Genomic DNA, 15,852 nt, shown 5'->3' with positions numbered 1-15,852 from the left:
CGGTGTCCGAGCGGACCGGCACCGGCCCAGGCACCGGCCCCGGCCCGAGGGGTTGCTCGGGCCGGGTCCGGTGGTGCCGGGTCCGCTTCCGGCCGGCGCCGGTTCCGGGTCCGGCCGGCGCCGGGTCTAGACGGTCACCGGCTCCCGGACCGGGGCCGGTTCGGGGGCGACGGTGTGCAGCTTGCTGCCCTCGACGTCGACGTCCGGTATCAGGCGGTCGAGCCAGCGCGGCAGCCACCAGGCACGGCGGTCGAGCAGGGCCAGCACGGCCGGGACGATCGTCATCCGGACCACGAAGGCGTCGAAGGCGACGGCCGCGGCGAGGCCCAGACCCATCATCTTGATCATCGGCTCGCTCATCCCGATGAAGCCCGCGAAGACGGCGATCATGATGAAGGCGGCCGCGGTGACCACCCGGGCGTTGTGCCGGAAGCCGGTCACGATGGCCTCACGGGGCTGCTCACCGTGGACGAAGTCCTCGCGGATCCGGGTGACCAGGAACACCTCGTAGTCCATGGCCAGGCCGAAGACCACGCCGATCATGAAGATCGGCATCATGCTCATCACCGGGCCGGTTTGCTGCACGCCGATCAGGTCGGCCAGCCAGCCCCACTGGAAGACCGCGACGACCGCGCCGAGCGCGGCGGCCACCGAGAGCAGGAAGCCGAGCGCCGCCTTGAGCGGGACGAGGACGGAGCGGAAGACCACCAGCAGCAGCAGGACCGCCAGGCCGACGACCACCGCGAGGTAGGGCACCAGCGCGTCGGTGAGCTTCTGCGAGACGTCGATGTTCATCGCCGTCGTACCGCTGACCAGGACCGTCGCCCCGGTCGAGGCCTTGAGTCCGGAGGCCTGGCCGCGGATGGTGTGGACCAGGTCCTTGGTCGCCTCGTCGGCCGGGCCGGTGGCCGGGACGGCGTTGAGCAGGGCGGTGTCGCCCGCCTTGTTGAACATCGGCGGCGCCACGGTGACCACGCCGGGAACGCCGGAGACGGCCTTGGCGACCTCGCCCGCGGCGGCCTTCGGGTCCGGCGTGCCCTTGACGTCCACCAGGACGGTCAGCGGGCCGTTGAACCCGGGGCCGAAGCCGTCGGAGAGCAGGTCGTAGGCGCGGCGCTGGGTGGTGGAGGTGGGCTTGGCCTCGTCGCCGGGCAGACCGAGCCGCAGGTCGAGCGCGGGCGAGGCGAGCACGCCGAGGCCGACCACGCCGAGCAGCAGCACCGCGAGCGGGCGGCGGGTCACGAACCGGGCCCAGCGGGCGCCGCCGTTCTCCTTCGCCCCGGCCGGCTGGACCGGGCCACCGGCCTTCTCGGCCCTGCGGACCTTGCGGGGCAGCACCTTGCGGCCGATGAAGCCGAGCAGGGCGGGCACCAGGGTGAGCGCGACCAGCACGGCTATGACGACCGTCCCGGCGGCGGCCATGCCCATCTTGGCGAGCATCGGGATGCCGACCACGGAGAGCCCGGCGAGGGCGATCACCACGGTGAGCCCGGCGAAGACCACCGCGGAGCCGGCGGTGCCGACGGCCCGGCCGGCCGCCTCCTGCGGGGTGCGGCCCTCGGCGAGCTCGGCCCGGTAGCGGGAGACGATGAACACGGCGTAGTCGATGCCGACGGCGAGGCCGAGCATCATGGCCAGCGTGCCGGTGGTCGAGGAGAGGCCCAGCGTGCTGCCGAGCGCGGTGATCAGCGACATGCCGAGGCCGACGCCGATCACGGCGGTGAGCAGCGGCAGGCCGGCCGCGACCAGCGAGCCGAAGGTGATCACCAGGACGACCGCGGACAGGGCCATGCCGATCGCCTCGCTGCTGCCGCCCGCCTCGGGCTTGGCCATCAGCGCGTTGCCGCCGACCTCGACCTTGAGCCCGGCGTCCCGCCCGTGCTGGGCGGCGTGCTGCAGCGCGTCGGTGGCGCCCTTGGACACCTCGCCCGCCTTGGCGGAGTAGCTGACGGTGGCGTAGGCCGTCGTCTCGTCCTTGGAGACCGCGCCCTTCATCTTGAACGGGTCCACCGCGCTGGTGACCTGCTCTCCGTGGACGAGCTCGCCGACCGTCTTCTCCACGATCTGCTGGTTCGGCCCGGCGGTGATCTTCTGCCCGGAGGGCGCGACGAACACCAGGCGGGCCGAGGCACCGTCGGCGTGGCCGCCGGGGAAGCGCTCGTTCATCAGGTCGAAGGCCTTCTGGGCCTCCGTCCCGGGCATCGAGAAGCCGTCGTCGGGTGCGGCGGGCGCCTTGGCCGCCAGGACTCCGCCGACTGCCAGCACGGCGACCCACAGGAGGGCCACCAGCCGGCGCCGCGCGAAGACCCATCGGCCCAGGCGGTAGAGGAACGTTGCCACGGGAGAGCGGACTCCTTCGGATTCGGAAGCAAGGTGCGGACGGGGACGGGTGCGGGTGCGGGTGCGCGAAGGCGGTCCGCTCGCAGCATGACCAATCCTTGATCGCCGACCCCTGCTCCGTCGTCGTCCCTGCGCAGGCCGTTTGCGTACTGCGGACGCAGTACGGCCCTCCCCCGTACGGAGGAGCGCACGCCCCGCACCGGGAGCAGCCGGGAGCACCCCTGTGGCCTGCGGCGGGAGCAGTGGCGGGTCACCCGTGCGGAGGTGACGAACGGGCCGCGAGCGCCCGGGCGAAGTAGCGTGATGGGCCTCTGGCCCGTCCGTTTCCACCCGGTTCGGGCCGACCCGTCCCGATCGGTGCTGAACCCAGCCCGCCGCCGGAGGTGCCCCATGGGCGTGCCAGCCGCCCGCATCGTGTTCGACGAGAACGACCGCGCGGCCGTCGCCGACGCGGTGGCCGAGATGCTCACCACCGGCGCCCTGACGCTCGGCCCGTGGACCGAGCGCTTCGAGCAGGCCTTCGCCGCCGAGCACGGCGCCTCGCACGCCGTCGCGGTGAGCAGCGGCACGGCGGCCCTGGAGATGATCCTGCGCACCGTCGACGTCCGCGGCCGCGACGTGGTCGTCCCCGCCGTCACCTTCTACGCGACGGCCGGAGCGGTGGTCCACGCCGGGGGCCGTCCGGTGTTCGCCGACGTCGACCCGGCCACTCTGGCGCTCTCCCCCGAGACCCTCGCGGCGGCCATCACCCCGGACACCGCGGCCGTCGTGCTCGTCCACATCGGCGGGCTGGTCACCCCGCAGGTGGACGCCCTGCGCGCGCTCTGCGACCGGCACGGCGTCCCGCTGGTCGAGGACGCCGCGCACGCCCACGGCAGCAGCCACGACGGCCGCGCCGCCGGGACCTTCGGCCTGGCCGGGGCCTTCTCCTTCTACCCCACCAAGGTCACCACCAGCGGCGAGGGCGGCATGGTCCTCACCGAGTCGCCGGAGCTGCGCGACGAGGCCCGGATCTACCGCGACCAGGGCAAGGGCTCCTTCAGCACCAACCACCACGTCCGGCTCGGCTACTCCTGGCGGATGAGCGAGCTGCACGCGGCCGTCGGCGCGGTGCACCTGCGCCGGCTCAAGGAGTTCATCGAGACCCGCCGGGCCGTCGCCCGCCGCTACGACTCGGCGCTGACCGCACTGGACGGGATGGAGCCGGTGCTCGAACCGCCCGGCAGCCGCGGCAACTACTACAAGTACGTGGCGCTGCTGGCGCCCGGCGTAGAACGCGCCGCCTTCAAACGGGCGGTGGCCGAGGAGTACGGCGTGCGGCTGTCCGGCGAGGTCTACGACCTGCCGCTGCACCTGCAGCCGGTCCTCGCCCCGTACCGGCGCGGGCCGCTGCCGGTGGCCGAGGACGTCTGCGCCCGGCAGGTCTGCCTGCCGGTGCACTCCGACATGACCGAGGACGAGACCGAGCAGGTGATCGAGGCCGTCACGGCCGTGCACCGGCGGCTGGCCGGGTAGCCGAGCGAAGGGAGCAAGACCGTGCGGATAGCCGTCACCGGGGGCTGCGGGTTCATCGGCTCACACGTCGTGGACCACCTGATCGCGGCCGGCCACGAGGTCCTCGCCGTGGACACCACCGACAAGTACCTCAACCCCGACGCCGAGCACGCCCGGATCGACATCCTCGACCTGCCGGCGCTGACCTCCACGCTGGCCGGCAGCGAGGTGGTCTACCACCTCGCCGCGATGGCCGACGTCGAGCAGGTCTCCGCCGACCCGGTCCGGGCCGTGCGGACCAACATCGACGGCACCGAGGCCGTCCTGGAGGCCGCCCGGCGCAGCGGGCTGAGCCGCACCGTGCTGGCGAGCACCGTGTGGGTCTACGGCGCCGCCCTGAGCGGTGGGCAACTCGACGGCGACGAAGAGGAGTTGGACGAACACGTCCCGATCGAGCTGGAACACAGCGGGCACCTGTACGTGGCCACCAAGCTGGCCGCCGAGATGCTGGTGCACAGCTACCGCGAGCTGTACGGGCAGCACTTCACCATCCTGCGCTTCGGCATCCCGTACGGCCCGCGGATGCGCGACGAGCTGGTCGTCGCCCGGTTCGTCCAGGCGGCGCTCGCCGGACGGCCGATCACCATCGCCGGGGACGGCCGGCAGAGCCGCAACTTCGTCTACGTCGAGGACCTCGCCGACGCCCACGTCCGGGTCCTGTCCCCCGCGGCCGAGGACCAGACCTTCGCCCTGGAGGGCTCCACCGCCGTCTCGGTGCGGGACATCGCCGACACCGTCGACGAGCTGTTCGGCCCGGTCACCATCGAGCACATCGACGGGCGCAAGGCCGACTACACCGGGCGGCGGATCTCCTCCGCCCAGGCCAAGCGGCTGCTCGGCTGGTCGCCGCGGACCAACTTCACCGAGGGTGTGCGCCGCTACGCCGACTGGTACCGGGCCGCCGCCGCCACGACCGGCACCGGCTGACCGGGGGCCGCCCGATGCCGCACGCCCTGCTGGTCTCCGGATCGCTCGGCCAGGGCCACGACGTGATGGCCCAGGCCTGCGCCGACAGCCTGCACGAACGCGGCTGGACCACCAGCACCGTGGATGCCATGGCCCTGCTCGGGCAGCGCTCGGGGGCCGCCGGCGAGGCCGTCTTCCGGCGGCTGCTCGGCCTGCCCGGGGTCTACGACGCCTTCCACTTCTCGGCGTTGCGCCCGGGCGCCAGGATCGCGCTGCTCGCCGACGCGGCCGCCCGCAGCCGGCTCGTCCCGGCGCTGCGCGAACTCGTCGCGGAGCAGCGGCCGCAGCTGGTGGTCTCGGTGTTCGCCACCGCCACCTCCGCGGTCAACCGGCTGCCGCGGCGGGACTTCCGGCACTTCGTGTTCTGCACCGACGTGACGCCGCACCGGCTCTGGGTGCAGGAGGGCACCGACCTGTTCCTGGTCACCTCCGAGGTCGCCGCCTGCGCCGTGCGCCGCTACCGGCCGGACGCCGACGTCGCCGTGGTGCCCGCGCCGCTGCGGCGGCCGTTCTACCGCCCGCCGGCCCGGGCCGCGGCCCGGGCCGAGCTCGGCGTGCCGCCGGATGCCCCGTGCGTGCTGCTGATGTCCGGCGCCTGGGGGCTCGGACCGATCGCCCGCACCGCTGCCTCACTGGCCGCCGCCGGGCCGCACGTGCTCGCGGTGGCCGGCCGCAACCGGGAGCTGGAGCAGCGGCTGCGCACGGTCGCCCGCCGGGAGCCGCGGCTGCACGCCTTCGGCCACACCGACCGGATCCCGGCCCTGATGGCCGCCGCCGACCTGGTCGTCACCAGCTCCGGCGACACCTGCAGCGAGGCCCGGGCGCTGGGGCGCCGGCTGCTTCTGCTCGACGTCGTCCAGGGCCACGGCCGGGACAACCTCCAGCACGAGCTGGAACTCGGCCACGCCGACGTCGCCACCGCGCGCCCCGCCGAGGTGGTCCGCAACGCACTCGCCGCCCTCGGCCGCCCGGCCCCCGAACCGTCCACCGGCGCCGACCCGAAGGCGTGGCAGAAGGGTTTCGGGTCGGCGCTGGAGCGGGTGGGACTGGGGTAGCCGGGCGGCCCTACGCCGCCTGCACCGCGGTGTTCTGGCCGATGTGCAGCAGCCAGCGCCCGTCCTCGTCGCGCGACATCACGTACAGCGGACTGCCCTCGGAGTCGCCCTCGGGCCCGTGGTAGACCTGCCGGACCTTGACGGCCGCCACGTCCGGCCGCAGGAACTGCACGTGCGCGACCTCGTACCGCACCTCGCCGTCCCAGTCCGCCCGGGGCAGCACCTCCCGGGTGAAGGCGGCGATCGCGTCGAAACCCACCAGGACCCTGCCGTGGGCGGTCGTCCACAGCGAGTCGGGGCGGAAGAGGGCGAGGAAGCCGTCGGGGTCCTTGGCCCGTTGCGTGCGCTCGACGACGGCGACGACCTCCCTGATCGCCCGGACGTCCCGGGCCTCGGTCGGTTCGTCCGCGGTCTCGTGGGTGATCCCGCCGGTGGTCCCGTCGGTGATCCTGTTGGTGATCTCGTTGAAGGTCTTCTCGGTCATGCCGCTCACGTTCACAGCTCAAGTCGACTTGAGGTCAAGCCGAGGCCTCGACGAGCGTGCGCCGCGGTAGACGGGCGGTACGGCGTGGTCGCGCAGCGGGCCGAGGGTGAGGGCCTGGGCGCGGCAGTGGGCGGCGATCAGCGGGAGGGCGGCGAGGGTGGCGCGCCAGGCCTCGGGGGCGGAGGTGCAGTCGGAGTCGTGCAGGAGGAGGGTGGCCCCGGAGGCGAGGCCGGGGCGGGCGGTCGCGTAGACGGAGTCGCCGGTGGCCTCGGCCGTCCAGTCGCGGCCCCAGGCGGTCCACAGCACGCTGCGCAGGCCCAGGCGGCGGGCGGCCAGCGCCGGACCGGCGGTGAGCACGCCGTACGGCGGGCGGTACCAGCGCGGGCGGGCACCGCACAGGTCGGTCACCGCAGCGGTGGCGCGGCGCAGTTCGCGCAGGTCGCGGGCCGGAGCCGGGTACCACTGCTGCCGGTGGTACCAGCCGTGCACGGCGACCTCGTGGCCGCGCAGCACCAGTTCGCGGCCGAGGGCGGGGGCGCGCTCCAGCATCGCGCCGAGCAGGAAGAAGGTGGCGCGGGCGCCGAGTTCGTCGAGGGCGTCCAGGACGTACGGGGTGCTGCGCGGGTCGGGGCCGTCGTCGAAGGTGAGGGCGAGGTGGCCGGGGGTGCTGCCGTAGCCGGCGGTGCGGCGGGCCAGGGTGCGGCGCAGCGCCGGGAGTCGGACGGCCGCCGGGGCGAGGTGCAGGAACTCCGCACCCGCCGCGAGGGCGAGCGCGGCGGCGACCCGGGGCGCGGACCGGGCGCTCACCCGAAGCGGGAGGCCATCCGGCGGAACACGCCGGGCGCGGCCCCGTGGATCCGGGCCGGGAAGCCGAGCCAGTGCGGGACGTAGAGGCGGTCCCGCTCGGTGGCCATGGTGGCGACGACGGTGGCCGCGACCCGTTCGGCCGAGACCGGGCGCGGGCGTTCGCGCTGGTAGGGGGTGCCGCGCCGGTCGAAGAACGGGGTGTCCACCGCGCCGGGCAGGACGAGCCGCACGCCGACCCCGGTGCCGCGCAGTTCGTACCAGAGGCTCTCGGCGAACATCGCCAGCCCGCCCTTGGTGGCCGAGTAGCCGGACTCGTCGCGCACGCCGACCTGGCCGGCCATCGAGCCGAGCAGCACGATCCGGCCGTGGCGGCGCTCCAGCATGCCGGGCAGCAGGAGGCGGACCAGGCGCAGCGGGGCGGCGAGGTTGACCTCGATCATCCGGTCGAGGAGGTCGGAGGGGGTCTCGGCGAAGGGTCCCCGCCAGCCGAGGCCGGCGCTGGCGACCAGGGCGTCCACCCGGCCGGCGGCGGCCAGCGCGGCCTCGGCGAGGCGGGCGGGGCCGTCCGGTTTGCTCAGGTCCTCGGGCAGGGCGGTGCCGCCGGTGCGCTCGGCGAGGGCGTCCAGGCGGGCGCGGTCGGTACCGGAGAGCAGGGTCCACCAGCCGGCGTCGGCCAGCCGGGTGGCGGTGGCGAGGCCGATGCCCGAGGAGGCGCCGGTGACCAGCACGACGGGACGGTCGGTCGAACCTGACCGCCGGGACCGGGCTCCCTCAGCCATCGCGGCGTCCTCCGCCATCGCTCACCTGCCGCTCCGTGGACGTTCTGCCGTCCGATTTGTCCGGCAAGTCACCTTCGCACGGCAGAGCCGTCCGGGCTACCGGGGGCGGGGCCGGCCCGGTGCCCGCGCTCGGCCCCGGCGTCCGGGTGCGGGGCCGCCAGTTCGGCGGACTCGCCCTCCAGTTCACCGAACCGGGACAGCAGGAACGTTCCGCCGACCGCGACCGCGAAGCCCGTCAGGGCGCACCAGGCGAAACCGGGGCGCGCGGAGTCCCCCAGCGACACCACCCCGACCAGGGCCGGACCGAAGGTCTCGGCCACCGTCCCGGCGGCGGTCGCGGCCGTCACGGTGCCACGCTGCAGGGCGAGGGCGTACGCCAGGTAGCCGCCCAGCCCGCCGAGCGCCAGGGCGTAGGCGGCCGGATCGGTGAGCACGGCGACGACCCCGGACGCGTCCAGCACCCGCACCGCGAGGCTGGTGATGCCGAAGCCGATACCCGCCAGCAGGCCCAGACCGGCTGCGGCAGGGGTGCCGTCCCGGCGGACCAGCACCAGCGTGGCCGGCAGCATCACGGCGGTGGTGGCGAGCAGCGCCCAGTGGAAGGCCGCCGGGGCTTCGTTCCGGCCCTCCGCGCCGGAGCCCAGCGCCAGCAGGCTGAGACCGACCACGACCGCGAGGATGCCCGTGACGTCGCTCCGGAGCAGCCGCGCGCCCAGCAGCCAGACGGCAGCCAGGGCGGTGACGGCGAGGCTGGCGCTGGTGACGGCCTGCACCAGGAACAGCGGGAGGCTGCGCAGGGCGACGATGCTCAGCACGAAGCCGAGGATGTCGAGGGCGGTGCCGAGGATGAACTGCCAGGACCGCAGCAGCGCGGCCAGCAGGCCCGCCCGGACCCGGTCCGCGCGCGGTGCCGACCGCGCTCCGCGCGCCTGGGACACCGCCCCGAACCCGAAGCAGACGGTAGCGACCAGCGCGGTGGTGAGTCCCAGCAGCATGCGTCTCCCTCGCGGGGCGGCGGCGGTCCACCACCCAGTCTGGTCCCGGGACCGCGGGGGCGCACGGGTGACGGGAGGAAGCGGGGAGGGCGAGATCCCACACCCGGGACCGCGGCAGCCGTCAGGGCGACGCGCGCGGCAGGGCGTCGATCGGCACCGGTCGGTTCACTCGACAAGGGCCGGTCAGGGCCGGAGGGCCACCCCCGCGTAGCCCGCGGCGGCGGCGGTGGGGACGGGGGGCTCGTCCGGGTCGGGCCGCCAGTGCGGCAGAGGGACGACACCGGGGTCGAGGAGGGTCCAGCCCTCGAAGAAGCGGGCGACCTCGACGCGGGTGCGGGCCCGCACCGGGGTGCCGACGGCCTGGTAGACGCCGACGATGCGGCCGACCTCCTCGGGCGCGAAGTCCGGGGTGCTGTGGGTCATCACCAGGGCGCTGCCGGGGGCGAGCGCGGACTTGAGGCGTTCGACCAGCTCGTACGCGCCGGCCTCGTCGGGGACGAAGTGGAGCAGCGCGTTGAAGGAGAGTGCGACCGGGCGGGTGAGGTCGATCGTCTCGCGCAGGCCGGGTTGGGCGAGCAGGCCGACGGGGTCGGTGACGTCGGCTTCGACGTAGGCGGTGCGGCCCTCGGGGGTGCTGGTGAGCAGCGCCTGCGCGTGGGTGAGCACGATCGGGTCGTTGTCGACGTACACGACCCGGGCGGTGGGCCGGATGTCCTGCGCGACCTCGTGGAGGTTGGGCGAGGTGGGGATGCCGGTACCGATGTCAAGGAACTGGTCGATGCCGGCCCGGGCGAGGACGCGGGTCGAGCGGCGCATGAAGGCGCGGTTGGCGTGGGCGGCGTCGCGCACCCAGGAGGCGGAGGCGAGGACGCGGCCGGCGGCCTCGCGATCGGCGGCGAAGTTGGTGAAGCCGCCGAGGAAGTAGTCGTACATGCGGGCCGAGTGCGGCACGTTCAACTGCAGGTCGACCCCGTCGTAGAGGCCCATCCGGCTTCCCCCTCTTCCCCCTCGTCACCGTGGACACCGTGGACACCGTGGACACCATGGACCACCGTCCGATGGGTGCCCAGGGTATCCGGGGGCCAACCGTCCCTCCCGGCAGCTCAACCCCTCGGCCAATCACATGGGATGACAATCTGTATTTGGTGTGCACCCTGGAGTGACGGGCCTGATGGAAAGAGGATGGACACCGACAGCCCGACCCTCGGGTGGCCCGGCGAGCGGCCGACGGCCACGGAAAGCAGGCTAGATGACGATCGACAGGGGCGCCCCCGTCCGCGCGTTCCGTGGAGGGACGACGGCCGTGGAGGGCACCGGCGCGCCCGGGTCGGAGCGGACGACGGTGCCGGCGGAGGCGGGCCCCCGCCTGGCCCTCACCTACGCCGCGTTCTGCGAGACCCATGAACCCGCTTGGCACGCCCTGGCGTTGACCCGGATAGGCAGCCAGGCCGATGCGCTGCTGGTGGTCGAGGCGGTCAAGGCCGACCTGGCCCGCTGCTGGCCGCAGGTGCTGCGGTTCGAGGAACCGGCCGCGTACGCCTGGCGGTTGGCGAACCGGCACGTCGGGGACTGGGTGGCCGCGGACGAGCCGGTCGAGGTGGAGGCGGTCACCTTCGCGGCCGTGATCGGCGCGTTCAAGCAGGTCGCCAACGGGCTGCTGCACAGCGAGGCGGACGAGGTACGGCTGTACGCGGAGATCCTCGAACTGCCGGACCGGCAGCGGGACGTGGTCATCCTGCGCTACCTGCTGGGCCTGCACGCCAAGGTGATCGCGGCCTACCTGGGACGGCCGGTGGCCACCGTGCACTCCAACCTCCGCCACGCCCGTGAGCGGCTGGCGCGCCGGCTCGGGGTCGGCGAACTGCCGGACTGCGGGGGCGGGTCGTGACGACCGGCCGGGAGGGCGAGCCGCGCAGCGGGGCGCGCACCGACGGCGGGGAGCGCACGGTGTTCCGGGTACCCCGGCGCGAACGGGCCCACGCCGAGCGGATCGCGGCCCTGCGGCAGGCCAGGCTGACCGCCGCCCCGTCCCACCTGCCCTCGGAGCACGAGCAGGCCGCCTTCGAACTGGGCCTGGTGGTCGCCCTGGTGCTGGGCGCGCCGTGCGCCTCCCGGGGCCTGGACCTGCTGGTCAACGCGCGCCGGATCCAGCCCGAGGGGGCCGAGGTGTTCGGCGCGCTGCTGTACGCCACCGGCAAGGAGGGGGGCGCCGAGTTCTGGTGGCGCTTCGCCGCCGGTTCGGGCAGCGGGACGGCCGCGTACTGCCTCCACCTGCACCATCTGAAGCTCGGCGAGACCGACGACGCGGACTACTGGCGGGCCTGGTCCGAGCAGCTGTCGGCGGCCGAACGTCCGCCGGGCCCCGGGCCGTTGCGGGTGAGCCGGCCGCTGCTGCCGGAGGAGGCCCGGCGCGACATCCTCTCCCGGGTGCACCGGGGGCTGGCGCCGCAACTGCCGCCCGCGCTGGTCGCGGTGATCGACCGGCTGCCGCTGCAGGGCGGCGACGAGGCGGAGGCCCAGGAGGTGCCGAGCCCGTGGGGGCTCACCTCCGGGGCGACCTCGGCGTGCGCCTGGGACCTTCCCCGGCCGTCCGGCGAGGCGGACCGGCCGACGGAGGAGGACCCGTTGGGGTGAGGGCGCCCCGGCGGCCCCACCGTCCCACGTTCAGGTGAGGGCGGTGAGCCGGGCGACGACCCCGGGGTCGCGGCCGCTCGAAACCGCACGATCCGCCGGCCGTCCGGCTGGCTGGCTGGCAGGCGGCCGGGATCCGGGCTCAGTGCCGCAGCGCGCCGGTCACCTTGCAGTGGCCCTGCGGGCTGCGCTCGGCGGCGGCGATCTGGATCGGGGTCGGAGCGGTGACGGGCGGCAGTTCCTTCCCGGCGGCGAGGGCGTACCAGTCCTGGATCAACAGGGCGGTGGCGGCGCCGTCCGCACCCGCGTGGCACACCACGGCGACCAGCCGGAGCAGCTCCGGCCCGTCGGCGAGCAGGGTGAAGCGGATCCGCGGGACGGCCGCGAGGTCCACCGGGACGGCGACGTCCGCCCGCCCCGACTCGGCGGCCAGAGCGTCGAGTTCCCGGTCGTCCAGGCCACCCGCCTCGACCACGGTGACGGCGAACCGGCCGCTCCCGTGCACCACCTGGCTGTCCGGGAAGCCGTCCGGGCCGAAGCCGGGCGGGAAGGACGTCCGCAGCGACTCGTGCCGCTCGACCAGCGCGCGCAGCGCCTCCAGGCCGGCGGCGAGCGTGGCACCTGGCGGAACGGGCCAGACGGACGCCTTGTTGATCTGCTCGGGGGCGTCGCGCCGGATGCACCGGATCATGGCGTCCTGGCCGCGGGTGAGCGGGCCGGACCCGCCGGTCGTCGCGGCGAAGCGGACGGTGACCTGCCGATCGGTCCGGGTCGGGTCGTTCGGTGCCGCGTCGTGCGGGGCAGCGTGGTGCGCAGTCACGTCGTACGCGCCTTTCGGCTCGCCGGGAAGGGCTCAGCGGAGGAGCGGAGGTGCTGAGGTGCTGAGGTGCTGAGGTACGGCCGGACGCTACCAGCGGCCGACGGTGATCGTCCATTTCCTGACTGTGAATCAACTTACTTGTCAGTAGGGGGGATTGCTTCGGCGGAGCGGGCCGACCGCCCGGCGGGGCCGGCGGCCTCCGCGACGAAGCGCGTCTCCTCGCAGGGGAGCCGGTGGGCGGCCATCCGCTCCGCCGGCCGGGCCTCGCGCAGCCGCTCCACGTCGACACCGACCTCCCGCCCCTCGGCGAGGGCCGGCACCGCCAGGGAGTCCGCGGCCGACCAGCCCACCCGCAGCCCGCCCGCCCCGAGCGGCTCGGGCGCGCGGCTCGGGATCAGTGGTCCGGACCAGGTGTTTGACATGGGTATCCCGTCCCGTCGTGCGTGGAAGTGTTGCTCCGGATTCCGAGAGGCGTGCGGGGGGCTCGAGAAGTGCGCCCCGAGTTTCACTACGTGGGGAGCGCGCCCCGGGGTTCGAGGTCCACTCGAACCGACGGACCGTCAGTACCGCATCACCGTCGCGGAGAAGACGGCCCCCGCCGTCGGTGGCGGTGATCAGGCAGTGGTCACCGCGGCGGACAGTGCAGGGCCTCCCGAAGGCGTCGCGCCGCGTGGGCGTGGGCCTCGGCGGCCGCGTCCAGGGTGCCGGTCATGGCGAAGAAGCCGTGCGGCACTCCCGGGTAGCGGCGCAGTTCCACCGGCACCCCGGCCGCGCGCAGTGCCTCGGCGTACCGCTCGCCCTCGTCGCGCAGCGGATCGTACTCGGCGGTGAGGACGGTCGCGGGCGGCAGCCCGGCGAGGTCGGCCGCGCGCAGCGGGGAGGCGTACGGGTTGGCGCCGTCGGCCGGGTCGGCCAGGTAGTGGCCCCAGTACCAGGCGACCGAGCGGCGGTTGAACAGCAGCGGGTCGTCGTGTTCGCGCAGCGAGGGGGTGTCGGCGGCGTGGTCGGTGTTGGGGTAGACCAGCAGCTGGTGGCGCAGGGCGGGGCCGCCCTCGGCGCGCAGCAGCAGGGTGAGGGCGGCGGCGAGGTTGCCGCCGGCGCTGTCGCCGCCGACCGCGAGGCGCTCCGGGTCGATGCCGAACTCGTCTGCCCGGCTGACGAGTTGGCCGAGGGCGGCGCGACAGTCGTGCAGCGCGGCGGGGAAGGGGTTCTCGGGGGCCAGCCGGTAGCCGACGGAGGCGGTGAGGCAGCCGACGGCCGTGGTGAGGCGTCGGCAGATCGCGTCGCTGGTGTCCACCGAGCCGAGGGTCCAGCCGCCGCCGAACAGGTAGAGCAGGGCGGGCAGCGGGCGGCCGGGCGGCTCGGGCCGGTAGAGCCGCAGGGTGAGCTCCCCGGCGGGCCCGGGGATGCGGTGCTCCTCGACGGCGGCGACCGGCTCGGGAGTGCCGGCCGCGGCGCGGATGTCGGCGAGGTCGGCGGCGCGGGCCTCGGCGAGGGTGAGGGTGTAGAGCGGTGCTGCGCCGCTGCGCGCGCGGCTGGCGCGCAGGGCCTCGGCCTGGGGGTTCAGGGGCATGGGTGGTCCCGTTCTCGTGCAGGTGCCGTTCAGCGGTTCGAGGCTTCGACCGTAAGGACGTTCAGCTCTTCGGCGGTCCGGCCGTTCAGCGGTCGTCGGCCTCAACGTAGACCGTCTCGTCGGTGCGGAAGGCCGTGTCCAGGTCGGCGGCGTCCGAACGGAGGCCCTGGTGGTACGCGCGGTGACGGATCCGCCCGGGGGTGAAGCCCGCCAGGATGAGGACGTGGCGCAGCTCGTCCAGGTCGTAGATCCACTGGCGGCCGAAGCGGCGGACGATCTGGTTGACCGGGGAGGCCTGCCGGGCGGCGAACTCGCGGACGCGGTAGGGTTCTGCGAGGCGGCGCTCGGATTCCCCGCGATCTTCACGGAGTACCTGGAGGTCGGCGAGCAGGCCATGGACTCCCTGCACCTTGCCTTCGGTACCCGGGACATCGCCACCGCCGTCCGCACGGCCCGCTCCCGCGGCGTGGAGTTCCTGACCGCCCCGGGCGCCTCCTTCGACGCGCTCACCGAGTGCCTCGGCGGGACGGCCATTCCGGTGGAGACCCTGCGCGACCTACGCGTCCTCCGCGTCCTGGTCGACCAGGACCGCGGCGGCCGGCTGTTCCAGATCTTCGCCCGCTGGACGCACCCCCGGCGCACCCGCTTCCTCGATCGAGCCGATCGAGCGACAGGGAGCCGGCGCGTTCGGCACCGCGAACACCAAGGCGCTCTACGAGGCGGTCGAGCGACAGACCTCCGCCGCCGCCCGCTGACCGCCCCAGAAGGGAAAGCACCGCAGATGACCACCGCCGCCGAGTTCCGCCTCACCGACGCCGAACGCGCACTGCTACCCACCCCCGAGGAGGTGGCCCACTACCGCGAGCACGGCTGGTACCTGTCCCGCCGGCTCCTCGGCGACGAGGAGCTGGACACCCTCCAGGCCGCCACCGAGCTGTACTACGCGGGACACCGCGACCGCGAACTGCCCGTCCGCCCGCCCCGGTTGGCCGCCTGGGAGCCGTCACACGGGCCGGTCCAGCGGCACAACGACTACGTCCACCACGAGAGCGACGCGATCGGCGCGATCCTGCGCAAGCCGCTGATCGGGGCGGTGGCCGCGCTGCTGGCCGGGGCCGAGGAGATCCGGATCTTCCAGGCCACCCTGATCCACAAACCGCCGGTGCCCGGGGAGCCCAGCAACCAGGTGCCGTGGCACTTCGACAAGCACTACTGGCGGACCTCGACCTCCGAGAAGATGCTCACCGCCTTCATCCCGTTCCACGACTGCCGCGAGGAGAACGGCACCATCACGATGGTGGACGGCAGCCACCGCTGGCGGGAGCTGCCCTCCGGCGAGGACTCCACCCGGCACTTCGCCGACCGCGACGACACCGAGCTGGACGCCATCCTGGAGGCCAACGCCGCGTACAACGGGCAGCGGGTGCACAAGGTCCCGATGCTGATCCCACGCGGACACATGTCCTTCCACCACTGCCGCACCTACCACGGCAGCGGACCCAACCTGGCCTCCTACCCCCGCCGTGCCGTCTCGCTGCACCTCCAGGACGGCGCCAACGAGTACCGCCGCCACGAAGGCCCGGACGGCGGCCCGGTGGTCTACAACCACGACGTGCTGGTGCGCCGCACCGCCGACGACCGGCCGGACTACGCCGACCCGGCCTACTGCCCGACGGTCTGGCGGGGAGCACTGTGACGGTGCCTCCGCCCGCAGCGCGTCCCCGTCGGCGCTCAGCCGTCCGACGAACGCCGGCACCCGGTCCAGGGCGAGGGCCGGTCCGGGGGCGAGCCGGTCATGGCATCCCTGCGCTCAGGGCGGGCACGCCGAACGACAGTGCCGCGCCGAGG

Annotated in this window: 16 protein-coding genes; 6 read left to right on the top strand and 10 right to left on the bottom strand. The window is 74.4% G+C overall.

The genetic code is table 11. From position 1 onward, the window contains the following. Positions 1 to 126: 126 nt before the first annotated feature. The gene (locus ACZ6Z8_RS18690) at positions 127 to 2,340 is read right to left on the bottom strand and encodes an MMPL family transporter (RefSeq protein WP_465611053.1); all 2,214 of its coding nucleotides are present in this window, start codon (positions 2,338 to 2,340) and stop codon (positions 127 to 129) included. A gap of 390 nt (positions 2,341 to 2,730) precedes the next feature. Here ACZ6Z8_RS18690 and ACZ6Z8_RS18685 point away from each other — a divergent pair, with 390 nt between their 5' ends. Genes ACZ6Z8_RS18685 through ACZ6Z8_RS18675 form a run of 3 tightly spaced genes read left to right on the top strand, consistent with a single transcriptional unit; the run spans position 2,731 to position 5,915 of the window. Further along, entirely contained in the window at positions 2,731 to 3,855 is a 1,125-nt protein-coding gene (locus ACZ6Z8_RS18685; protein WP_465611051.1) for a DegT/DnrJ/EryC1/StrS family aminotransferase, read from the top strand. A gap of 21 nt (positions 3,856 to 3,876) precedes the next feature. Continuing rightward, entirely contained in the window at positions 3,877 to 4,821 is a 945-nt protein-coding gene (locus ACZ6Z8_RS18680; protein WP_465611049.1) for an NAD-dependent epimerase/dehydratase family protein, read from the top strand. Between the two features lie 14 nt (positions 4,822 to 4,835). Then, complete coding sequence (locus tag ACZ6Z8_RS18675; RefSeq protein WP_465611047.1) at positions 4,836 to 5,915, top strand: MGDG synthase family glycosyltransferase; 1,080 nt, start codon at positions 4,836 to 4,838, stop codon at positions 5,913 to 5,915. 10 nt (positions 5,916 to 5,925) lie between these two features. Here the strand turns inward: ACZ6Z8_RS18675 and ACZ6Z8_RS18670 are convergent, their stop codons facing one another. The 5 genes from ACZ6Z8_RS18670 to ACZ6Z8_RS18650 form a co-directional block, all read right to left on the bottom strand. Then, on the bottom strand, positions 5,926 to 6,399 hold the full coding sequence (locus ACZ6Z8_RS18670; protein ID WP_465611045.1) for an SgcJ/EcaC family oxidoreductase: 474 nt from the start codon (positions 6,397 to 6,399) through the stop codon (positions 5,926 to 5,928). An 18-nt stretch (positions 6,400 to 6,417) separates the two neighbouring features. Next, complete coding sequence (locus ACZ6Z8_RS18665; protein WP_465611043.1) at positions 6,418 to 7,206, bottom strand: polysaccharide deacetylase family protein; 789 nt, start codon at positions 7,204 to 7,206, stop codon at positions 6,418 to 6,420. Next, complete coding sequence (locus ACZ6Z8_RS18660) at positions 7,203 to 7,985, bottom strand: SDR family NAD(P)-dependent oxidoreductase (protein WP_465611041.1); 783 nt, start codon at positions 7,983 to 7,985, stop codon at positions 7,203 to 7,205. Before ACZ6Z8_RS18660 ends, ACZ6Z8_RS18665 begins: the two co-directional genes overlap by 4 nt. A 68-nt stretch (positions 7,986 to 8,053) precedes the next feature. Then, complete coding sequence (locus ACZ6Z8_RS18655) at positions 8,054 to 8,980, bottom strand: hypothetical protein (RefSeq protein WP_465611039.1); 927 nt, start codon at positions 8,978 to 8,980, stop codon at positions 8,054 to 8,056. 183 nt (positions 8,981 to 9,163) lie between these two features. Continuing rightward, the gene (locus ACZ6Z8_RS18650; RefSeq protein ID WP_465611037.1) at positions 9,164 to 9,967 is read right to left on the bottom strand and encodes an SAM-dependent methyltransferase; all 804 of its coding nucleotides are present in this window, start codon (positions 9,965 to 9,967) and stop codon (positions 9,164 to 9,166) included. 262 nt (positions 9,968 to 10,229) lie between these two features. Between ACZ6Z8_RS18650 and ACZ6Z8_RS18645 the strand changes: the two genes are divergently transcribed. Together ACZ6Z8_RS18645 and ACZ6Z8_RS18640 are read left to right on the top strand one after the other, a co-directional pair. Further along, complete coding sequence (locus ACZ6Z8_RS18645; RefSeq protein ID WP_465611035.1) at positions 10,230 to 10,868, top strand: RNA polymerase sigma factor; 639 nt, start codon at positions 10,230 to 10,232, stop codon at positions 10,866 to 10,868. Then, on the top strand, positions 10,865 to 11,614 hold the full coding sequence (locus ACZ6Z8_RS18640) for a hypothetical protein (protein ID WP_465611033.1): 750 nt from the start codon (positions 10,865 to 10,867) through the stop codon (positions 11,612 to 11,614). The genes ACZ6Z8_RS18645 and ACZ6Z8_RS18640 overlap by 4 nt, the downstream gene beginning before the upstream one ends. A 139-nt stretch (positions 11,615 to 11,753) precedes the next feature. Here the strand turns inward: ACZ6Z8_RS18640 and ACZ6Z8_RS18635 are convergent, their stop codons facing one another. From ACZ6Z8_RS18635 to ACZ6Z8_RS18620, 4 genes are all read right to left on the bottom strand, one after another. Continuing rightward, positions 11,754 to 12,431: a hypothetical protein gene (locus ACZ6Z8_RS18635; protein WP_465611031.1), complete on the bottom strand. Its 678-nt coding sequence runs from the start codon at positions 12,429 to 12,431 to the stop codon at positions 11,754 to 11,756. Positions 12,432 to 12,565: 134 nt separating this feature from the next. Further along, entirely contained in the window at positions 12,566 to 12,853 is a 288-nt protein-coding gene (locus ACZ6Z8_RS18630) for a 4'-phosphopantetheinyl transferase family protein (protein ID WP_465611030.1), read from the bottom strand. Between the two features lie 203 nt (positions 12,854 to 13,056). Beyond that, positions 13,057 to 14,004: an alpha/beta hydrolase gene (locus ACZ6Z8_RS18625; protein WP_465611028.1), complete on the bottom strand. Its 948-nt coding sequence runs from the start codon at positions 14,002 to 14,004 to the stop codon at positions 13,057 to 13,059. A gap of 85 nt (positions 14,005 to 14,089) precedes the next feature. Continuing rightward, entirely contained in the window at positions 14,090 to 14,413 is a 324-nt protein-coding gene (locus ACZ6Z8_RS18620) for a hypothetical protein (RefSeq protein WP_465611026.1), read from the bottom strand. Between ACZ6Z8_RS18620 and ACZ6Z8_RS18615 the strand changes: the two genes are divergently transcribed. After that, a complete protein-coding gene (locus ACZ6Z8_RS18615; RefSeq protein WP_465611024.1) occupies positions 14,399 to 15,700 on the top strand; it encodes a phytanoyl-CoA dioxygenase family protein in 1,302 nt (433 codons plus the stop codon). The two genes, ACZ6Z8_RS18620 and ACZ6Z8_RS18615, sit on opposite strands and share 15 nt — an antisense overlap. Positions 15,701 to 15,852: the final 152 nt, after the last annotated feature.

Source organism: Kitasatospora sp. NPDC101108, assembly GCF_055584725.1.
This window is presented reverse-complemented; position numbering and strand designations above follow the sequence as displayed.

Bases quoted from the DNA above. Each gene is read 5' to 3' on its own strand.
- ACZ6Z8_RS18670 (WP_465611045.1), bottom strand. From the start codon at position 6,399: ATGACCGAGAAGACCTTCAACGAGATCACCAACAGGATCACCGACGGG.
- ACZ6Z8_RS18675 (WP_465611047.1), top strand. From the start codon at position 4,836: ATGCCGCACGCCCTGCTGGTCTCCGGATCGCTCGGCCAGGGCCACGAC.
- ACZ6Z8_RS18660 (WP_465611041.1), bottom strand. From the start codon at position 7,985: ATGGCTGAGGGAGCCCGGTCCCGGCGGTCAGGTTCGACCGACCGTCCC.
- ACZ6Z8_RS18625 (WP_465611028.1), bottom strand. From the start codon at position 14,004: ATGCCCCTGAACCCCCAGGCCGAGGCCCTGCGCGCCAGCCGCGCGCGC.
- ACZ6Z8_RS18655 (WP_465611039.1), bottom strand. From the start codon at position 8,980: ATGCTGCTGGGACTCACCACCGCGCTGGTCGCTACCGTCTGCTTCGGG.
- ACZ6Z8_RS18615 (WP_465611024.1), top strand. From the start codon at position 14,399: ATGGACTCCCTGCACCTTGCCTTCGGTACCCGGGACATCGCCACCGCC.
- ACZ6Z8_RS18650 (WP_465611037.1), bottom strand. From the start codon at position 9,967: ATGGGCCTCTACGACGGGGTCGACCTGCAGTTGAACGTGCCGCACTCG.
- ACZ6Z8_RS18645 (WP_465611035.1), top strand. From the start codon at position 10,230: ATGACGATCGACAGGGGCGCCCCCGTCCGCGCGTTCCGTGGAGGGACG.
- ACZ6Z8_RS18630 (WP_465611030.1), bottom strand. From the start codon at position 12,853: ATGTCAAACACCTGGTCCGGACCACTGATCCCGAGCCGCGCGCCCGAG.
- ACZ6Z8_RS18685 (WP_465611051.1), top strand. From the start codon at position 2,731: ATGGGCGTGCCAGCCGCCCGCATCGTGTTCGACGAGAACGACCGCGCG.